Here is an 18656-nt window from a genome sequence, read left to right as displayed (position 1 = left end):
CCATGGCGACCGCACAAAAACCCGCGACGCGAACGAACATCGGGAGCAGCAACGTGAACGGCGAAGCACTGGGCTTGATCGAGACCAAGGGGCTGGTCGGCGTCATCGAGGCGACCGACGCGATGCTCAAGGCGGCGAACGTCACCCTGGCCGGCAAGATCTCCGTCGGCGGGGCGTTCATCACGACCCTGGTCCGCGGCGACGTCGGCAGCGTTCGCGCGGCCGTCGAAGCCGGCGCCGAGGCTGCCAGCCGGGTCGGCGAGTTGGTCAGCGCCCACGTGATCCCTCGTCCCGATCCCGCCGTCCTCCGGACGTTCATCGGCTGAGGCTCTTTCCCCTCCACCCCACGAGTTTCCTCTGACAGGGAGCCTGAGTATATGAACGGCAACGCGCTGGGCCTGATCGAGACGATGGGCCTGGTCTGTTTGATCACCTCGGTCGACGCCATGCTCAAGGCGGCGAGCGTCGAGCTGGCCAGCCCGATCATCAAGCTCGACGGCGGCGTCGTCAGCGTGATGGTGCGGGGCGACGTCAGCAGCGTCCGCGCAGCGGTCGAGGCCGGCGCCGAGGCCGCTTCCAAGAGCGGCGAACTTCGCGCCGCGCATGTCATCCCCCGTCCCGGTCAGGCCATCGTCCAGGCGTACGCGGGAGGGTCGCGTTGAAGATCCTCGTCGCGAATCTGGGCAGCACCAGCTTCAAGTACCGCCTGTTCGACCTGGGCGACCCGGCCGAGCCAGTCCTGGCCCGAGGGGCGATCGAGCGCATCGGCGCCCCCTCGGCCAAGATCGTGATCAAGTCGATCAAGGGCGAGCGCGAGATGGACCGGCCGATCGCCGACCACGGCGATGCGGTCCAGCTCTGCCTCGACCAGTTGACCGACCCCGAGATCGGGGTGCTCGACGACGCGTCCGACGTCTCGGCGATCGGCTTCAAGGCGGTCCACGCCCGCAACCTCACCGGGGTCCACCTGGTCGACGAGCCGGTGCTGGAAGCGATGGAGGCGTTCGCCGACGTCTGCCCGGCCCACAATCCCCCCTACACAAAGGCCATGCGGATGCTCCGGGAACGCTTCCCGAACCTCCCGCTGGTCGCGGCGTACGAGACCGGGTTCCACCGGACGATCCCCGAAGCGGCCCAGCGTTACGCGATCCCCGACGACTGGTCGACCCGCCTGGGCGTCCGCCGCTGGGGCTTCCACGGCGCGAGCCATCGCTACATCTCGTGGCGAATGCCCGAGCTGCTCGGCCGCAAAGACATCAAGGTGATCTCCTGCCACCTCGGCGGCAGCTCGTCGCTGACGGCGATTCGCAACGGCGAGTCGGTGGCGTGCAGCCTCGGCATGAGCCCGCAATCGGGCCTGCCCCACAACAATCGGGTCGGCGATTTCGACGTCTTCGCCCTCCCCGTCCTGCTCCGCGAGACGGGCAAGAGCCTGGAAGAGATCCTCGACATCCTGGCCAATCAGTCGGGTCTCGAAGGGATCTCCGGACACCGCGACCTCCGCGACATCGAAGCGGCGGCGGCGGCCGGCGAAGCCCGCTCCAAGCTGGCCATCGACCTGTTCGTCGCCTCGATCCGCCACTACCTCGGGGCCTACCTCCTCGAACTGGGCGGAGCCGACGCGATCGTCTTCACCGGCGGCATCGGCGAGAACTCGCAGTGGATTCGCTCCGAGACCTGCCGCGAACTCGAATGGTTCGGAATCACCCTCGATCCCGAGCGGAACGCCAAGGGGCCGGCCGAGCGCCGGGTCTCGGCCGACGGCTCGCGCGTCGAAGTCTGGACCGTGCCGACGAACGAGGAACTCGTCGTCGCCCGCCAGTCGGAAGCCTTGCTGAAATCGGGCGCCCGCTCGTCCGCGTGACCGTGGAATCGAAGACAGCCGTCAAGACTCACAGGACCTTTCGACGATGTTCCTGGCCCGGGTGACTGGAAGCGTGGTGGCGACCCAGAAGGTCGCCTCGATGACCGGACAAAAGCTGCTCATCGTCGAGCCCTACCGGATCGACGACAAGAGCCGCGACCGCCTGGTCCCCACGGGCCGGACGTTCGTCGTCGTCGACACCTTGGGCGCCGGGATCGACGAGATGGTCCTGATCTGCCAGGGCTCGAGCGCCCGGCTGACGCCGGAGACCGACAAGCTCCCCATCGACGCCGTGGTGATCGGACTGGTCGACACCGTCGATCTCCGCGGCCAGGTCGTCTACTCGACGCGAAGCGACGGCTGAACGGCCCGCCCCCGGCTCGTACCGCGAAACACATTTGGATTTTCGACCAGGCCCAAAACCCCCGGTGTCCGCCATGCAAATGAGTGAAGATCTGATCCGCAGCGTGGTCCAGCAGGTCCTCAACCAGATGGGGACCGGGGCCGCTCCCACCAACGGCAGCAGCAACGGCAAGGCGTCCGGGGGCGACTACGGCGTGTTCCCGACCGTCGAAGCGGCGGTCGACGCGGCCGAATCGGCCTTCCAGACGTTCCGCAACAGCAGCCTGGCCGACCGCAAGAAGGCCGTCTCCTGCATCCGCGACATCTGCGTCGAGCAGGCCGAAGAGCTGGGCCGGCTGGAGCTTGAAGAGACCAAGATCGGCCGGCTCGACCACAAGATCGCCAAGCTGCGGGGGACGATTCCGCTGATCCCGGGCGTCGAGTACCTCCGCACCGATCTCAACAGCGGCGACGACGGCCTGACGCTCACCGACTACACGCCGTTCGGCGTCATCGGGGCCATCACGCCGGTCACCCACAGCCTGCCGACGCTGGCCGCCAACGCCATCAACATGCTGGCGTCCGGCAACACGATGGTCGTCAACGCCCACCCGTCGGGCTCGAACATCGCGGCCCACGGCGTCCGGCTGTTCAACAAGGCGATCGCCGAGGCGACGGGCCTTGAGAACCTGATCACGATCATCGACCCGCCGACTCTCAAGACGGCCGCCGGCCTGTTCGAGAACCCGAAGATCCGGCTCCTGGTCGTGACCGGCGGTCCGGCCGTCGCCCGGGCGGCGCTGGCGAGCAAGCGCCGCGCGATCGTCGCCGGCCCCGGCAACCCGCCGGTCGTCGTCGACGCCACCGCCTGCCTCGACAACGCGGCCAAGTCGATCGTGATCGGCGGCGCCTTCGACAACAACCTGCTCTGCATCGGCGAGAAGCAGGTCTTCGCCGTCGCCGAGATCTTCGACAAGCTGCTCGACACGATGGCCAAGCACGGCGGCTTCCGGCTCTCGGCCCCGCAGATCGAGTCCCTCACCCGCGCGGCCTTCGAGACCGGCTCCGACGGCAAGCCGCACGTCAACAAGGACCTCGTCGGCAAGGACCCGGCCTTCCTCGCCGAGTTCGCGGGCATCAGGGTTCCCGAAGGCACGCAGCTCCTTTACGGCGAAACCGGCTTCGACCATCCGTTCGTGCAGGAAGAGCAGATGATGCCCTTCGTGCCGTTCGTGAAGGTCCCGAACGTCGACCGCGCCATCGCCCTGGCGAAGGAGAGCGAACACGACTTCGGCCACACCGCCGTGCTCCACTCGCGCGACGTCTCGGTGATGTCGAAGATGGGCAAGGTGATGGACTGCACGATCTTCGTCATCAACGGCCCGAGCATCGCGGGGCTGGGCGCCGGCGGCGAAGGCGTCCCTTCGTTCTCGATCGCCGGCCCGACCGGCGAGGGCGTCACCACCCCCCTGACCTTCTGCCGCCAGCGCCGGACCGCCGTCACCGGCGGCTTGCGGTTCGCCTGACCTTCCGTCATCAGGAGCCTGGTTCGATGCAGCTCGGCCAAGTCGTCGGAACGGCGACCTCCACGGTGAAAGACCCGACGTTTCAGGGTGAACGGCTGCTCGTCGTTCAGCTTGAAACCGCCGACGGCGGCCCGGACGGCGAACCCGTCCTGGTCTTCGATCGGTTGGGCGCCGGCCGAGGCGACCTGGTGATGTGCACGACCGACGCGAAAATTCTCCGGGAAATGGTCGGAATCAACTCGCCGGGGCGCTGGAGCGTCCTGGCGGTTCCGGATCGCAGATAAGCACAGGTTGATCGAGGACGTTTTTCTGATGTTGCAGTCGACGTTGAACAGTCGGATCGCGGTCGGGACGCGGGGCGCCAGCCTGCCGCCGTCGCCGCGCGCCTTCGGTTCGCCGTCGTTCGGCCCCGACCCGATCTCGATCGTCGACGCGGCCGTCCGGACGGTCCTCGCCGAGCTGCACGCGGCGACGCGGCCGGCGCAACGCGCGTCGGCCCCGGTGTTCGCCGATCGGCTGTTCTCGCTCCGTCACGCCGAGACGCTTTCGCCCGGAACGCGGGTGGTCCGGATCGCCCCCGGAACGGTCGTCACCCCCCTGGCCCGCGACCTGATGAAGCGGCAAGGCGTCGTCATCCAGCTCGCGGGTCTCACGGAGTTCGGGGCGTCGGCGCGCGGCGAATGGGCGTTCGCGATCGACTCCGACCTCGGATACCTTCACGCTCTGCGACGGTCGTTGCTGGAAGACGCCGGCCGCTGGACCGAGCTAGGGCCGGCGCTCGACGATCTTTCGGGCTGGATTCAGGCTGGCGAGGGACGAGGCGCGCTCCTGGTGACGACCGACGGGGCGCTCGCGGTCTGGCGAGCCTGCCAGGCCCCCGGAGTTCGCGCGGCGGTCGCCGCCGAGCCGGCCGACGTCCACCGCGCCTCGCGGTCGATGGGCGCGAACCTGATCGTGGTCGAGCCGACCGGCAAATCGCTGTCGTGGATCAAGCAACTGGCGACCGCCTTCCGACAGGCCGGAGCGCCTCGGTTCGCCGAACGGCCGTCATGGCTGAAGGAGACGGAAGGATGAGGATCGCCGAAGTCATCGGTCGGGTCACGCTGTCTCGGTCGCATCCCAGCCTCCGCGGCGGCCGGTTCGCCCTGGCGTTGCCCATGCCGCTGTCGGCCTTGAGGGACGGCGGTCCGGAGCGCGGCGACGAGGTCGTCGTGTACGACCGGCTGGGCGCGGGAGTCGGCGCCTTGATCGGCCTCAGCGAGGGCGGCGAGGCCGCAAACCCGTTCGGCAAGCAAAAGACGCCGATCGACGCCTACTGCGCGTGCCTGATCGACCAGCTCTCATTCTGAATCGCAGACGAAACAAACGATACGAATCCCGGAAAACTTCTGACGACGGCGAGGGGCAAGCCATGAGCACGAACGGCAACGTCATGAACGAGTGGAAGCTGCGGGAGCAGATGTGCGAGATCGGCCGGCGGATCTACGCCAAGGGTTTCGCGGCGGCCAACGACGGCAACATCAGCTACCGGCTGAGCGAGGACCGCGTCCTCTGCACGCCGACCCGCGTCTCGAAGGGCTTCATGAAGCCCGACGACCTGTGCATCATCGACCTCGAAGGCAAGCAGATCTCCGGCAAGCGGAAGCGTTCGAGCGAGATGCTGCTCCACCTGACCTACATGAAGGCTCGGCCCGACATCCGCTCGGTCGTCCACTGCCACCCGCCCCACGCCACGGCCTTCGCCGTCGCCAAGGAGCCGATCCCCAAGTGCGTGCTCCCCGAGATCGAGGTCTTCCTGGGCGAGGTCGCCATCTCCCCTTATGAGACCCCCGGCGGCCAGAAGTTCGCCGACACGATCCTGCCGTACGCCAAGGACACCGACACGATCCTGCTGGCCAACCACGGCACGATCACCTCGGGCATCGACCTCGAAGACGCCTACTTCAAGACCGAGATCATCGACGCCTACTGCCGGATTCTGCTGCTGGCCAAGCAGCTCGGCCGGGTGAACTACTACTCGGACGAGAAGGCCGCCGAACTGCTCAGGCTCAAGCCCGGTCTCGGCATCCCCGACCCCCGGCTCGGGCTCGGGCTCGAAAACTGCGACCTCTGCGGCAACAGCCTGTTCCGCGAAGGCTACGGCGACTTCAGCCCCGAGCCCCGCGTCTTCATCCATCCCAAGTTGCTCAACCAGGCGACCCAGTCGGGCGAATCCAACGCCTGCTCGTGCCACTCCCACGACGCCCCGGCGGCCGTCGCGGCCCCCAAGGCCCAGGCCCAGCCGTCGTCGAACGGAAACGGCGGCGTATCGAGCCCCGACGTCGACGCCCTGGTCCGGTCGATCACCGAACAGGTCATGAGCGCCCTCAGCGGCACCGGCAAGTGACCACCCCCATACAAGCCAACAGCAACGCCTAGGAGAACGACTCAATGAAGGTCAGCATCATCGGCGGCGGCGGCCTGGTCGGGTCGTGCGCGGCTTACGCCCTCCAGTGCGGGGGCCTCGTCAGCGGTCTCGACCTGATGGACCTCAACGCCGACGGCTGCAAGGGCCAGGCCCTCGACCTGCTGCACGGCGCGTCGCTGGTGGCCGACCAGCGGATTCGGGCCACGGGCTACGAGGCCATCCCCGAAAGCGACGTCGTCGTGATCACGGCGGGCCTCCGTCGCAAGCCTGACGAGAGCCGCCTCGACTTGATCAATCGCAACGTCGAGCTGTTCCTGAGCATCCTCGGCAGCGTCAAATCGGCCGGCCTGAAGCGGGAGGCGATCATCCTGGTGGTCTCGAACCCCGTCGACGTCCTGACGTACCTGGCGACGACGCAGCTCGGCCTGCCCGCCTCGCAGGTGATCGGCCTGGGGACCCAGCTCGACTCGGCCCGGTTCCGCAGCCTGATCGCCGACCACCTGAAGCTGCCCGCGACCCAGGTCACGGCGACGATCCTCGGCGAGCACGGCGACAGCATGGTCCCCATCTGGTCGGCCGCCCAGGCCGCCGGCCTGCCGCTGGAGAAGTTCCCCGGCTGGAACGCGTCGACGGCCGACGCTCTGTTCACGAAGACCAAGGGGAGCGGCGCCGAGGTCATCAAGCTCAAAGGTGGCGCGGGCTTCGCCGTCGGCCTGTCGATCCGCGAGGTCGTCCACGCCATCGCCCTCGACTCTCGGCGCATCCTGCCGGTCTCGTCGCTGGTCAACGGCCAGTACGGGATGCGCGACGTCTGCATCTCGGTCCCCACAGTCGTCGGCCGCTCGGGCGTGCAGTCGCAGCTTGAAATCGAGCTGTGGCCGAAGGAAACCTCGGCGCTTCAGCACTCGGCGCAGGTGCTTCGCGAGACCATCGATCAGGTGCTCAAGACCAATCCCAAGGCCGCCGGCAAGGCCGTCGCGGGGTCGTCCAGCAAGCCGGCCGAGTCCGGCCCCCGCCCGGTGCGAGTGACGATGGGTTCGGGCGGCGGCAACGTCGTGAGCGGCAGCTCGCGGGTGACGATTTCCGGACTGGGCAACGGCAACGGCCGAGGGGGCCGCTGAGATGATCAAGTCGCTCGATCGAAAACTCGCGGCCATTCACGCGAATCCGAACTGCGGCGAGTTCATCCTCGCCGACGCCAAGGACGCCGACATGGCGACGGGCCTGGGCGCACCGGGACAGTCGCCCGAGTTGCACGCGGGCGAGGTGCGGTTCAAGACGCTTGAACAGTACCGCGAGCAAATGCGGCTGATCACCCGTCAGGGTCTGGTCGACATCATGCTCATGTCGGCGAGTTCGAATTACGCGTTGACGTTCGGCGAGCGGCTGTTCGACGGCACGGCCGTCACCCCGGCGATCCGCGCCAACGACACGACCGACATCCACCTGGCGCGCGGCTCGTCCTACGCCGCCGAGGCCTCGCGGCCCTTCCGCACCGCCAGCATCGACCACGCCCAGTGCGGCCACCTCGATTGCTCGCCCGAGGAGCGCACGCGCGGAGCGAACCTCGGGCTCTACAGCGTCACCTTCAACAACGACCTCCGGCGCGACGTGGAGACGCTCGAAAGGTTCCACGCGTTTCGCGAAGAGGCCGAGCGCAAGGGCTTTCGCTACTTCCTCGAAGTCTTCGACCCGAACGTCGCGACCGGCCTCGATCCCGCGATCGTGCCACACTACCTCAACGACATGATCACCCGGATGCTGGCGGGCGTCGCCCCGGCGGGTCGGCCGGACTTCCTCAAGATCGTGTATCACGGCCCCAAGGCGATGGAGGAACTGGTCCGCTTCGACCGGAACCTGATCGTCGGCATCCTCGGCGGTTCGTCGGGAACCACCCGCGACGCCTTCCAGCTCCTGGCCGACGCCCAGAAGTACGGCGCCAAGGTGGCCCTGTTCGGTCGCAAGATCAACAACGCCGAGAACCAGCTCGCCTTCGTCCAGTTCCTGCGGCTGATCGTCGACGGCCAGATCGGCCCGGTCGACGCCGTGAAGGCGTACCACGCGGTCCTCGCCCGCCTGGGCGTCGCGCCCCAGCGCCGGCTTGAAGACGACCTCAAGGTCACGACGCAATCGATGAGCTACGCGGGCGGCGGGCTCGTGACGGTGCCGGCGCAACCCGCGGCCGTCGGACCGACGACCGCGCCCCTGCCTTCGCCTTCGTCCAACGGCGCGCACGCCTGCTCGTGCCACGACCACGGCAAGCCGGCGGCGACCCACGCCAACGGCAACAGCTTCGCGGCCGTTTTCGAGCAGCCGAAGCCGCTGGTCACCGAGTCGAAGCTGACGTCCGCGAGCGAGACGCCCTCGTTCCAGGTCAACGGACGCCCCGACTTCGCCCGCATGACTCCGACCGACCGGCTCGCGTACCATCGCCAGCGGCTGGGACTGGGGCGCTGATTCGAACCGGCGATTCTCTTACTCTGGTTCGATGATCGACGAGTCGGCCATTCTCCTCGGAGACGGGCCGACTCGTGTACCATCGAACTTGAGGCGAGGAGAATCGCAACATGTCGGGCCGATCGGGTCGAGTCTCGTTCGTCGCAAGCACCGCCCTGCTCGCTCTGTCGATCTTCCATCCGGCGATCGCGGTCGCGGCCGGCGAGGACGACGGGTACATCAAGGCGAACTACACGAAGTACGAATTCCGCATCCCCATGCGCGACGGCGTCCGCCTGTTCACGGCGGTCTACGTCCCCAAGGAAACGACGCGCCCTTACCCGATCCTCCTGAACCGCACGCCGTACAGCGTAGCGCCTTACGGGGCGGATTCGTATCGCCACGAGATCGGTCCGTCGTCGCTGTTCAGTCGCGACGGCTACATCATCGCCTATCAGGACGTCCGCGGCCGGTGGATGTCGGAGGGCGAGTTCGTCAACGTGCGGCCGCACCGGCCTCTGAAGGCCGACGCCGCCGATATCGACGAGAGTACCGACACGTTCGACACGATCGACTGGCTCGTCAAGAACGTCCCCAACAACAACGGCAAGGTCGGCCAGTGGGGGATCTCCTATCCCGGCTTCTACACGTCGATGGGGATGATCGACGCCCACCCCGCCCTCAAGGCCGCTTCGCCCCAGGCGCCGATCGCCGACTGGTTCGCGGGGGACGACTGGCACCACAACGGGGCGTTCTTCCTGCCCCACGCCTTCAACTTCATGTCGGGCTTCGGCCATCCCCGCCCGCGGCCGACCAAGAAGGAGGACCACAGCCGGTTCGAGTATGTGAAGGCCGACGGCTATAACTTCTTCCTCCAGCTGGGGCCGCTCTCGAACGCCAACGCTCGGTACTACAAGGACGACGTCCCGTTTTGGAACGAGATGCTCAAGCATCCGAGCTACGACGACTTCTGGGCCGCGCGGAACATCCGGCCGCATCTCAAGAGCATCAAGCCGGCCGTGCTGACCGTGGGCGGCTGGTACGACGCCGAGAATCTCTTCGGCGCGCTCGAAACCTACAAGGCCGTCGAAGCCTCCAGCCCCCGCGCGACGAACATGCTGGTCATGGGCCCGTGGCTCCACGGTGGTTGGGCGCACGGCGACGGCGCGTCGCTCGGGCCGATCGCGTTCAACTCGAACACCGCGGCGAACTATCGCGAACAGATCGAGTTCCCGTTCTTTCAATACTATTTGAAGGGACGAGGCGCCCCGAGCCTGCCGGAAGCCTGGGTCTTCGAGACCGGCACCAACCAGTGGCGTTCCTTCGACGCCTGGCCCCCGCGCCAGGCCAAGCCGCGGTCGCTGTACCTCGCCCCGGGCGGCCGGGTGGCGTTCTCGGCGCCCGAAGCTTCGCAAGGCCCGGATTACGACGAGTACGTCAGCGATCCGGCCAAGCCAGTCGAGTTTATCGACCACATCGCCAACCGGATGACGAGCGATTACATGATCCAGGATCAGCGGTTCGCCGCGCGACGGCCGGACGTCCTCGTTTACGAGACCGAAGAGCTGGCTGAAGACATGACGCTGGTCGGACCGATCCAGGCCCGCCTGTTCGTCTCCACCTCGGGCTCCGACTCCGACTGGATCGTCAAGCTCATCGACGTGTTTCCCGACGACCACCCGGGCGAAGCGATCGGCGGCGCGCCGCTGGCGAGCTTCCAGCAGTTGGTCCGCGGCGACGTGATGCGCGGCCGGTTTCGCAAGAGCCTCACCTCTCCCGAACCGTTCACGCCCAACCAGCCGACCGCCGTCGATTTCACGCTCCCCGACGTCGGCCACACCTTCCGTTCCGGCCACAAGCTGATGATCCAGATCCAAAGCACCTGGTTCCCGCTCGTCGACCGGAACCCCCAGACGTTCGTCGACATCTACACCGCGAAGGAAACCGACTTCCAGAAGGCCGTCCAGCGCGTCTACCGCGCGCCCGGAACGCCCTCGCGTCTCGAAGTCCTGGAACTCCCACGCTGAAGGAGGTAACCGTTGGAGGTCTGGACGCGGGTGATTTCGCTCTCGATCGGCGGCGTGCTGGGGGTCAACGCCCGCTACTGGCTGGGCGTCTGGATGAGCCGGTGGACCGCCGCCCCCTGGGCCACGTTCACGATCAACATGTCAGGGTCGTTCGCGATCGGGTTCCTGTCGATGACGCTCGCGCGCTGGCTGCCGCATCCCCACGTCCGACTCTTGATCCTCACCGGATTCCTAGGCGGCTACACGACGTTCTCGACCTGGGCCTTCGAGTCGGCCGTGCTCTGGGATCGCGGGGAGAAGAACCTGGCGCTCGTCAACCTGTTCGGCAGCCTCGTCGTCGGGATGGCCGCCGCGCTCGCAGGGATGGCGTTGGCTCGCGACGTCGTGATCCCCGCCAGGGAGCGGGCCGCCGTGGCCGAACGACCATCGACGATCGAAGCGGCGCCGAGCAAGGAGAGGCCATGATCCCAGCCGAGTCCTGCCTGCTTCACGTCTACCTCAACGCCAGCCGTCGCTGGCGCGGCCAGCCCTTGTACCGAGCGGCCGTCGAAACGGCCCGCGCCCTGCCGGTGGCGGGCGCATCAGTCTTCCTGGTCGACCTCAGCTTCGGCGCGCATCACCGACTGCGCGACGCGAAGAATGAATATAGTTTCGTCGACATCCCGGTCGTGATGGAGGTCGTCGACGCCCCGGACCGCGTCGATGCGCTGGTCGCCGGACTGGCGACGATGGTCGTGGACGGCCTGGTCACCGTCGAGCCCGTCCGGGTGGTCCGTTACGCTCATCATGAGGAGGCCGTCGCCTCGACGGCGGATCGCCTCGCGGTCTCACGGGAGGGAGGGGCTCAAATGTCGATCGAAGGCGACGTCCAGAAGGTCACGGTCTACATCGGCAGTTCCGACACCTGGCAAGGGGGCAACCTGGCGATGGCGATCATCGAACGCTGCCGGGCGTTGGGCATGGCCGGCGCGACGGCGAGCTTGGGCGTCCTGGGCTTCGGCAAACACTCCGTCATCCACCGGACCCATCTCTTCGGCCTCTCGGCGGGCCTGCCCGAGAAGATCGAGATCGTCGACCGCCCCGACCGGATCGCCGAGATCCTACCGGTCCTGGAGGAGATGGTCGAAGGGGGCCTGATCGTCGTTCAAGACCTCCGCGCGATCCGCTACGTGAATCACCCGACCTCGCCCAAGGTTTGAGCCCGTCGCGTCGGGCCGTCGGCATGCTCCGCGGGCGTTGCAATCGGCAGGGTCAGCACGGCCCGGGTGCCTCGGTGGAATTCGCTCTCGATGTGAATTCGGCCGCCGTGCGCCTCGGCAATGGCGCGGCAGATCGCCAGGCCGAGCCCCGTCCCCCCCGTCTCGTTGCCGCGAGACGAATCGACCCGGTAGAAGCGATCGAACAGGTGGGGCAAATGCTCGGGCGCGACGCCGACGCCGGTGTCGGCGACGATGATCCTCGCGCAGCCGTTCGGGGATTCCCCTCGGATCGCGACCTCGCCGCCGGGAGGCGTGTATTTGATCGCGTTGTCCAGGAGATTGAACAGGATCTGCCGCAGGCGGTCGGGGTCGCCGACGACCCGGCCCGCGATCCGCGCGTCGGCCTTCAGCGTCAGCCCCTTCTCGTCGGCGGCGACCCGCATGTGATCCGCGACCTCGCGGATCAGGTCGTCGATCACCACGGGACGCTGGTCGCCCGTCGCGATCCCGGCGTCCTCGCGGCAAAGGAAGAGCATCTGCGTCACGAGGCGGCCGAGCCGCTCGGTCTCTTCGAGCACGCTCTCAAAGACCCGGGCGTCCTGCGACGGCGAGCGCGGCGCCCGCAAGGCGACCTCGGCCTCGGTACGCATCATCGACAACGGCGTCCGCAGCTCATGGGCGGCGTCGGCGGTGAACCGGCGCACCTCCTCGAAGGAGATCTGGAGCCGCGCGATCATGTCGTTGAAGGTATGGGCCAACCGCCCCAGTTCGTCCCGCGAATTGCCGGTCTCCAGCCTGCGGTCGAGACGAGAGGAGGTGATCTCAGCCGCCGCGGCGACCATGCGATCGACCGGGGCCAGCCCCTTGCGCGCCAGCCAGTAACCGCCGCCGAGCGTCCCGCCCAGGGCGATCGGGCCGATCGTGAGCAAGATCGTCACCAGCTCTCGCAGCGCCCGATCGTTCGGCGCGAGCGAGACCACCGTCTGGATCGTCACGGGCCCCTCGGGGCCGGCGACCCGCCGACTCACCAGGCGGGCGTGGCCGATGCGGTTCATATCCACGGTCTGATACGCGAGCCTGTCCAGGCCCTCGACAGCCTTACCCGACGGCCAAGGCCCCACGTCTGAGTCGCTCTGGAACAAGACCTTTCCTGCGGCGTCCGTCACCAGGTGTTCGAAGCCTTCGTGCTTGGCGAACCGCAGGCCGAGCAGCCGCGACACTTTCGAGGCGTGATGAATTCGCCCCAGCTCGTCTCCCACCTCGACGACTTCCTCGGCCAGGCCGGCGTCCGTCAGCGCCAGCAGATGCCGGCGCATCAGCAGATAGACGGTGCCGCTGAAAACGATGAGGATCGCCGAAAGCACGACCCCGTACCACAGGGTCAACCGCCATCGAATCGGCAGGCGGTTCATGAGCCGTCCCTCAATGCATAGCCGACACCGCGAACGGTCTGGATCAACGGAAGCCGGCCGGCTTGCTCGACCTTCTTGCGGAGGCCGTTGATGTAAACGTCGATGATCCGCGTCATCGATCCGGTCGGCTCCTTCCAGACCTCTAGCGCGATCATATCGCGGGTCACCACCTCGTTCCTATGGCTCATCAGATATTCCAGCAGCTCGTACTCGCGGGGAGTCAGATCGAGCACGGTTCCACCCCGGGCGACCCGGCGGGAGAGCAGGTCCATCTCCAGGTCGTCGGCCCGCAGCAGCAACTCCCGCTCCTTGACGTCCTTGCGCAACAGGACGCGGAGTCGGGCGAGCAGCTCGGCGAACGCGAACGGCTTGACCAGGTAGTCGTTCGCGCCGCTGTCCAGGCCTTGAACTCGCTCTTCGACCGCGTCGAGCGCCGTGAGGATCAAGACCGGCTTGCTGAACTCGACGGCCCGCAGATCGCGGAGGACGTCGAGACCGTGCCGGCCGGGAAGCATCAGATCAAGAACCACGACGTCCGGCGCCTGGCTGAGCGCGGCTTCGTAGCCTTCCTCGCCCGTCGCCGCGGCGACGACCTCGTACCCTTCCGCCTCCAGGCCGCGCTGAAGGCTTTCCCGGTGCTTCCTTTGATCCTCGACGATCAGCACGCGCGGCATGTGCGGCCTTTCATGCGAAAGCGGCTCGGGTCAGACGGCCGCCGGCTTATCGTCGCCCTTCAACACCAGGTAGCCGACCGGGATGAGCAGGCGGGTCAACAGCATGTTGGTGAACAGGCCGCCGATCACGGCGATCGCCAGCGGCTGCTGCATTTGCGCGCCAGGTCCGATGCCCAGGGCCAAAGGCGCCAGGCCGAGAATCGTGCAGAGGCTTGTCATCAGGATGGGCCGGAACCGGACGCGACCCGCCTTGAGCGCGGCCTCGCGGATCGGCATCCCCCCCGCGCGAAGCTGGTCGATGTATTCGATCAGGATGATCCCGTTCTTGACATCGAGGCCGATCAAGAGGATCGCGCCCAGGAACGACGAGATGTTCAACGGCGTCGAGGTGATCCAGAGCGCGAAGAAGGCGCTCGCGATCGAGATCGGCTGGGCCAGGAAGATCAGGATCGGCAGCGTCAGGCTCTTGAACTGAAAGCCCAGCAACAGGAAGACCAGGGCCGATGAGACGATCAACACGGTCAACAGGCTGGCGAACGAATCCTGCTGCGATTTGAAGTCGCCGGCCACCTCCCAGCGGTAGCCCGGCGGGAACTTCAGTTCCGAGAGCTTCGCCTGGATCTCCGTGTTGGCCGATCCCAGGTCCCGCTTGTCGAGCGAGGCCGTGACGTTGATGACCGGCTGAAGGTTCTCGCGCTTCAGCTCGTTGGGGCTGCGGATCAGACGGATCGTCGCAAGCTGGCCGAGCGGGACGAAGCCGATCCCAGCAGCGGCGGTCGAATGCGCGGCGGAAGTCGCGGCGGTCGCCAGGCTGATCGGCAACTGGGCGAGCCGGTCGCGATCGTACCGGATGTGATCGGGGTAGCGGACCCGGATGTTCGTCATCCGGTCCTGCTCGGGGAGCGTGCTGGCCACCTGGCCGTAGAGCGCGGCGTTAAGTTGGTTCTCGACGTCCATCACCGACAAGCCCACCCGCGCCGTCTGGACGCTGTCGGGACGGACCATGATGTCGGGGTTGCCCATCACGACGTTTGTATTGACGTCGACCACGCCGGAGATTTTTTCGAGGATCTCGCCGACCTCGGTGGCCAGCTTGCGAAGCTCCGCCTGGTCGCTGCCGAAGATCTTCACCTCGATGGGGCTCTCGGCCCCGGCCAGGTCGTCGACCTGGTCCTGAATCGTCGGAACGAACTCGGTCTCCAGCTCGGGAACCACCTTGGGGATCGCTTCGCGAAGCTCCTCGACGATCTCGGCCATCGGCCGGCGCTGGCTGCGGGGCTTCAAGACGATGAGGACGTCGCCGGTGTACGACTCGGTCGCGAAGAAGCCCAACTCGGCCCCGGTCCGGCGAATGTAGCCCTCGACGTCCGGCGTCTTCAAGAGCACGTCCTCGACTCGCCGCAGCACGCGGTCCGTCTGTTCGAGCGAAGTGCCGACGGGCATCTGGTAGTCGAGCACGAACGTCCCCTCGTCCATGTCGGGCATGAAGCCCGTCTCCAGTTGCGAGTAGATCCACACCAGAGGGACCACGGCGAGGACGAACAGCGCGATGGTCGTCCGGGGGAACCTCAGGCCGATCCTCAGCAGGCCTTCGTAGCGGTCCGCCAGGAAGTTGTAGACGGGGCCGTTGTGCGCCATCGGGCGACGACCCAGGTAGCGGGCGGCGAGAACGGGGATGATCGTCAGACTGACCACCATCGACACCAGCAGCGAGACCGACAGCGCCAGACTGAGCGACTGGAAGAACTGCCCGACCATCCCCTGGACGAAGGCCAGCGGCAGGAACACTAGGATCGTCGTCAAGGTCGAGCCGACCACCGCGCCGCTGATCTCCTTGCTGGCCCGGTCCACCGCCTCGTCGCCGCGGTCGCCGTCGGCGATATGCCGCGCGATGTTCTCGATCACGACCACCGTATCGTCGATGATCAGGCCGATCGCGACCGCCAGGCCGCCCAGCGACATCAGGTTCAGCGTGTCGCCGCTCAGGTTGAGGAAGACAAAGCTGATGACGAGGCTCAAGGGAATCGACAGCGCGGCGATCAGCGTGGCCCGCACGCTTCGGAGAAACAACAGAAGAACCACGACGCTGAGCGCGCCGCCGATGAAAATGGCGTCGCGGACGTTGTCGATCGCCGTCTGAACCAGCAGCGCCTCGTCGTAGACGTGCTCGATGTGGATGCCGGGCGGGGCGTTTTTGGCCGCGTCGGCGAGGGCCGCGTCCAGCTCGCGCGAGACCGTCAGCGTGTTCCCTCCGAGGCGTCGGAAGACTGTCAAGACGACGGCGTCCTTGCCGTTGGCCCGGGTCGCCACCATGCGGTCCTCGTGCGACACTGTCACCTTGCCGAGATCCTTCACGCGGATCGGCTGGGCGTTCTTGTCGGCTACGACGATGTTCTCCAGGTCGAGGGGGTCGGTCGCCAGCGTGTCGGTCAGAACCTGATACTGGAGCGTCCCCCGATCGAGCCGGCCGACGGCCTTGAGCCGGTGCTCCTTGTTCAGCCGATCGGCCACGTCGGAGATCGACAGCCCGGCCGATACCAGCGCCTGGGGATCGACCTCGACGACGATCTCGCGGACGTCGCCGCCTTGCACAGTGGCGTACGAAACGTCGGGGACGCGGCTGACGCGCGGCCTCAGCACGTAATAGGCGTAGTCGTGCAGCTCGGAGGGATTCCGGCCGCCCGTGACGACGAACGAGATGATCGGGAAGACCGACGGCGTCTGCCGCTCGGTCAGGGTCGTCGTCCCCGGCGGCAGTTTGGCCCCGACCTCCGCCATCCGGGCGCGGACGTCGTTGAGGGCCTGAATCATGTTCGTTCCGGGGGTGAAGTCGACCGAAAGCTCGGAAGCCCCCCGAACCGACTTCGACCGCACCCGTTCGACCCCCAGGACGATACTGACGACCTCCTCGATCGGCCGGGTCACGGCGACTTCGACGTCCTTGACCGACAGCCCCGGCGTCTGCGCGATGACGACGACCCGGGGGAAATTCACCTCGGGGTAGATGCCGCTGGGCATCCGGAACATCGAATAGACGCCGTACGCCGACAGCAGGCCCGCCGTCAGCACGATCAGGCCGAAATAGGGACGAGCCAGCGAGATCAGGTTCAGACCTCGGCTCGGCGTGGCGCGACCGATGGTCTCGGGTTCCATGAGTTGAGTCATTTGCCCGCCTCGGCGCTCGCGACGGCGGGGGGATCGGCCAGCTCGATGGTCGTGCCGTCCGGCAGGTTGTACCCGCCCTCGGTGATCACGAGTTCGCCTTCCTTAAGGTCGACGTCGGAGACCTCCACCCACGCTCCTTGCTTCGTTCCGATCTTGGGGTGAAGCATGACCGACTTCCCGTCGCGGACCACTCCAATCACCGGCCCCTCGCCGAGGTCGAAGACCGCGACGGCCGGCACCTGGAGCACGTCATCCCGCTCTTCGAGCACGATCGTCGCCCGGACCGTCTGCCCCAGTGCGATTCGCCCCTTGGGGTTCTCGACGAGCACGCGGACCGCGAGGTTTCCTGTTTGCGGGTCGGCCATCCGGCTGATGGATTCAACCTGGCCCGGCAAGGCGGTTTCCTCGGCCGGCTCGTGCGCCTCGCCCTTCTCGCCTTCTTCTTCCGCCTCCGCGTGGGACGGCGTTGCGTCAGCCGGCGCCACCTGGGCCGCGAGGCCTTCATGAACGGCCTGGGCCGAGCGGGGCGGAAGCCAGACGATTGCGTAGGCTTGCCGGGAGTCGACGACCTCGCCGATCGGCGACCCGACGGAGAGGGTTTGTCCCGGATGACAAGTCAGGCTGTCGAGCACGCCGTCGATCGGTGCCCGGATGACGTGGAAGGCGAGGTGGGCCTTGGAAAACGCGACCAGGCCTTCCGCCGTCTTGATCTTGGCTTCCGCCTCGGCCACCGCTTCGGGGCGAGGTCCGATCATCGTCGACTGTAGCAAGGCCTCGGCCGACTGTTGCTGGAGCAGGGCTTGCTCGACCGCTTGCTCGGCGTCGAAGACCGTCGCATCGGCCGCTTCGTGGCGAGCGAGCAGCGGCCGGAGCCGGTCGGCGGTCGCCTTGGCCCGGACGACCGCCACCTTGGCCTGCGCGATCGCCAGCTCGTTCGCCTTGCGCTCCTCGGGACGTGGCAACGACTTGAGGAGAATCAACGACGCCTTGAGGCCGTCGCGGGTCGCCTCTTTTTCGGCGAGGTCCGCCAGGGCGACGGACTTGTCAAGTTCGACGATCGGCTGTCCCTTCTTGACGGACTGGCCCTGTTTGACGAGAAGCGTCTCGACGTGGCCCTCGACGGCCGGGGTGAGCGTTGCGAGGTGATCGGGAATCGCCTCGGTGCGACCAAGTCCCTCGATCAACTCGGCCAGCTTCCCCTTCTTCGCCGGCAGCGTCTGAACCGTCACCGTCGCCTCGCTCGGGTCGTGTTCGGCTTCCGCGTGCTCCGGTTCGCTCTTGGCCCCGCAGCCCATAAGTCCGGTCAAGAGCAAGCTTACCAACAGCCGCCATCGCTTCGACATCGCCGCCGCTCCTCGTGACTCCCGCCGAGATCCAGGGGCGAAGTTCACCCCGCGGACTCCGATTCTGTATCTAAGCGTATCGGGATGAAGATCCAGGTAGCACGGGCAGTTTGGTTAGTTTTCGCTTACAGACGAACGCGCTTCGATCCGAAAGCCGAATAGATAGGTTACGTCGATCGATCGAGCGTTGCTCGGAGGTTCAAGGAAGACGTTTCCGCCCGCCGAAGGATTTGGCGGGCGGGGGGACGACGTGAAGGATGC

General features: G+C 66.9%; 18 protein-coding genes. 14 read left to right on the top strand and 4 right to left on the bottom strand.

Going from position 1 to position 18656, the window contains the following annotated elements; genetic code table 11:
* The first annotated feature begins 2 nt into the window (after window positions 1-2).
* From BSF38_RS22660 to BSF38_RS22595, 14 genes are all read left to right on the top strand, one after another.
* The gene (locus BSF38_RS22660) at window positions 3-326 is read left to right on the top strand and encodes a BMC domain-containing protein (protein WP_076349405.1); all 324 of its coding nucleotides are present in this window, start codon (window positions 3-5) and stop codon (window positions 324-326) included.
* Between the two features lie 51 nt (window positions 327-377).
* Complete coding sequence (locus BSF38_RS22655) at window positions 378-662, top strand: BMC domain-containing protein (protein WP_076349404.1); 285 nt, start codon at window positions 378-380, stop codon at window positions 660-662.
* Window positions 659-1864 (top strand): acetate/propionate family kinase, encoded by a 1206-nt coding sequence (locus BSF38_RS22650; protein WP_076349403.1) that lies wholly within the window; start codon window positions 659-661, stop codon window positions 1862-1864. Before BSF38_RS22655 ends, BSF38_RS22650 begins: the two co-directional genes overlap by 4 nt.
* A 46-nt stretch (window positions 1865-1910) precedes the next feature.
* The gene (locus BSF38_RS22645) at window positions 1911-2228 is read left to right on the top strand and encodes a EutN/CcmL family microcompartment protein (protein ID WP_076349402.1); all 318 of its coding nucleotides are present in this window, start codon (window positions 1911-1913) and stop codon (window positions 2226-2228) included.
* A gap of 73 nt (window positions 2229-2301) precedes the next feature.
* Window positions 2302-3732 carry an aldehyde dehydrogenase family protein gene (locus BSF38_RS22640; RefSeq protein WP_076349401.1) on the top strand — a complete coding sequence of 477 codons (1431 nt, stop codon included), beginning with the start codon at window positions 2302-2304 and terminating at the stop codon, window positions 3730-3732.
* Window positions 3733-3758: 26 nt separating this feature from the next.
* A complete protein-coding gene (locus BSF38_RS22635; protein ID WP_076349400.1) occupies window positions 3759-4016 on the top strand; it encodes a EutN/CcmL family microcompartment protein in 258 nt (85 codons plus the stop codon).
* A gap of 28 nt (window positions 4017-4044) precedes the next feature.
* Window positions 4045-4806: a hypothetical protein gene (locus BSF38_RS22630; RefSeq protein WP_099092016.1), complete on the top strand. Its 762-nt coding sequence runs from the start codon at window positions 4045-4047 to the stop codon at window positions 4804-4806.
* A complete protein-coding gene (locus BSF38_RS22625) occupies window positions 4803-5081 on the top strand; it encodes a EutN/CcmL family microcompartment protein (protein WP_076349399.1) in 279 nt (92 codons plus the stop codon). The genes BSF38_RS22630 and BSF38_RS22625 overlap by 4 nt, the downstream gene beginning before the upstream one ends.
* Before the next feature lie 62 nt (window positions 5082-5143).
* Window positions 5144-6118 (top strand): class II aldolase/adducin family protein, encoded by a 975-nt coding sequence (locus BSF38_RS22620; RefSeq protein ID WP_076349398.1) that lies wholly within the window; start codon window positions 5144-5146, stop codon window positions 6116-6118.
* A gap of 44 nt (window positions 6119-6162) precedes the next feature.
* Entirely contained in the window at window positions 6163-7260 is a 1098-nt protein-coding gene (locus BSF38_RS22615; protein WP_076349397.1) for a malate dehydrogenase, read from the top strand.
* Between the two features lies 1 nt (window position 7261).
* The gene (locus BSF38_RS22610) at window positions 7262-8596 is read left to right on the top strand and encodes a beta/alpha barrel domain-containing protein (RefSeq protein ID WP_076349396.1); all 1335 of its coding nucleotides are present in this window, start codon (window positions 7262-7264) and stop codon (window positions 8594-8596) included.
* Between the two features lie 110 nt (window positions 8597-8706).
* Window positions 8707-10602: a CocE/NonD family hydrolase gene (locus BSF38_RS22605; protein WP_076349395.1), complete on the top strand. Its 1896-nt coding sequence runs from the start codon at window positions 8707-8709 to the stop codon at window positions 10600-10602.
* A gap of 12 nt (window positions 10603-10614) precedes the next feature.
* A complete protein-coding gene (gene crcB, locus BSF38_RS22600) occupies window positions 10615-11067 on the top strand; it encodes a fluoride efflux transporter CrcB (RefSeq protein ID WP_076349394.1) in 453 nt (150 codons plus the stop codon).
* Window positions 11064-11801: a DUF190 domain-containing protein gene (locus BSF38_RS22595; RefSeq protein WP_076349393.1), complete on the top strand. Its 738-nt coding sequence runs from the start codon at window positions 11064-11066 to the stop codon at window positions 11799-11801. The genes crcB and BSF38_RS22595 overlap by 4 nt, the downstream gene beginning before the upstream one ends.
* Here BSF38_RS22595 and BSF38_RS22590 read toward each other — a convergent pair.
* The 4 genes from BSF38_RS22590 to BSF38_RS22575 are packed head-to-tail and all read right to left on the bottom strand — an operon-like array spanning window position 11777 to window position 18395.
* The gene (locus BSF38_RS22590) at window positions 11777-13213 is read right to left on the bottom strand and encodes a heavy metal sensor histidine kinase (protein WP_076349392.1); all 1437 of its coding nucleotides are present in this window, start codon (window positions 13211-13213) and stop codon (window positions 11777-11779) included. The genes BSF38_RS22595 and BSF38_RS22590 overlap by 25 nt on opposite strands.
* The gene (locus tag BSF38_RS22585; protein WP_076349391.1) at window positions 13210-13887 is read right to left on the bottom strand and encodes a response regulator transcription factor; all 678 of its coding nucleotides are present in this window, start codon (window positions 13885-13887) and stop codon (window positions 13210-13212) included. Before BSF38_RS22585 ends, BSF38_RS22590 begins: the two co-directional genes overlap by 4 nt.
* 30 nt (window positions 13888-13917) lie before the next feature.
* Window positions 13918-17052, bottom strand: a complete 3135-nt coding sequence (locus tag BSF38_RS22580; RefSeq protein ID WP_083713271.1) for an efflux RND transporter permease subunit — start codon at window positions 17050-17052, stop codon at window positions 13918-13920.
* Complete coding sequence (locus BSF38_RS22575) at window positions 17049-18395, bottom strand: efflux RND transporter periplasmic adaptor subunit (protein ID WP_076349390.1); 1347 nt, start codon at window positions 18393-18395, stop codon at window positions 17049-17051. The genes BSF38_RS22580 and BSF38_RS22575 overlap by 4 nt, the downstream gene beginning before the upstream one ends.
* Window positions 18396-18656: the final 261 nt, after the last annotated feature.

The organism is Paludisphaera borealis (assembly GCF_001956985.1).
GTDB classification, from domain to species: domain Bacteria; phylum Planctomycetota; class Planctomycetia; order Isosphaerales; family Isosphaeraceae; genus Paludisphaera; species Paludisphaera borealis.
This window is presented reverse-complemented; position numbering and strand designations above follow the sequence as displayed.

Excerpts from the sequence above, each read along its gene's own strand:
- BSF38_RS22595 (WP_076349393.1), top strand. The coding sequence starts at position 11,064 with ATGATCCCAGCCGAGTCCTGCCTGCTTCACGTCTACCTCAACGCCAGC.
- BSF38_RS22610 (WP_076349396.1), top strand. The coding sequence starts at position 7,262 with ATGATCAAGTCGCTCGATCGAAAACTCGCGGCCATTCACGCGAATCCG.
- BSF38_RS22620 (WP_076349398.1), top strand. The coding sequence starts at position 5,144 with ATGAGCACGAACGGCAACGTCATGAACGAGTGGAAGCTGCGGGAGCAG.
- BSF38_RS22585 (WP_076349391.1), bottom strand. The coding sequence starts at position 13,887 with ATGCCGCGCGTGCTGATCGTCGAGGATCAAAGGAAGCACCGGGAAAGC.
- BSF38_RS22615 (WP_076349397.1), top strand. The coding sequence starts at position 6,163 with ATGAAGGTCAGCATCATCGGCGGCGGCGGCCTGGTCGGGTCGTGCGCG.
- BSF38_RS22635 (WP_076349400.1), top strand. The coding sequence starts at position 3,759 with ATGCAGCTCGGCCAAGTCGTCGGAACGGCGACCTCCACGGTGAAAGAC.
- BSF38_RS22590 (WP_076349392.1), bottom strand. The coding sequence starts at position 13,213 with ATGAACCGCCTGCCGATTCGATGGCGGTTGACCCTGTGGTACGGGGTC.
- BSF38_RS22625 (WP_076349399.1), top strand. The coding sequence starts at position 4,803 with ATGAGGATCGCCGAAGTCATCGGTCGGGTCACGCTGTCTCGGTCGCAT.
- BSF38_RS22605 (WP_076349395.1), top strand. The coding sequence starts at position 8,707 with ATGTCGGGCCGATCGGGTCGAGTCTCGTTCGTCGCAAGCACCGCCCTG.
- BSF38_RS22575 (WP_076349390.1), bottom strand. The coding sequence starts at position 18,395 with ATGTCGAAGCGATGGCGGCTGTTGGTAAGCTTGCTCTTGACCGGACTT.
- BSF38_RS22640 (WP_076349401.1), top strand. The coding sequence starts at position 2,302 with ATGCAAATGAGTGAAGATCTGATCCGCAGCGTGGTCCAGCAGGTCCTC.
- BSF38_RS22580 (WP_083713271.1), bottom strand. The coding sequence starts at position 17,052 with ATGACTCAACTCATGGAACCCGAGACCATCGGTCGCGCCACGCCGAGC.
- BSF38_RS22660 (WP_076349405.1), top strand. The coding sequence starts at position 3 with ATGGCGACCGCACAAAAACCCGCGACGCGAACGAACATCGGGAGCAGC.
- BSF38_RS22655 (WP_076349404.1), top strand. The coding sequence starts at position 378 with ATGAACGGCAACGCGCTGGGCCTGATCGAGACGATGGGCCTGGTCTGT.
- BSF38_RS22630 (WP_099092016.1), top strand. The coding sequence starts at position 4,045 with ATGTTGCAGTCGACGTTGAACAGTCGGATCGCGGTCGGGACGCGGGGC.
- BSF38_RS22645 (WP_076349402.1), top strand. The coding sequence starts at position 1,911 with ATGTTCCTGGCCCGGGTGACTGGAAGCGTGGTGGCGACCCAGAAGGTC.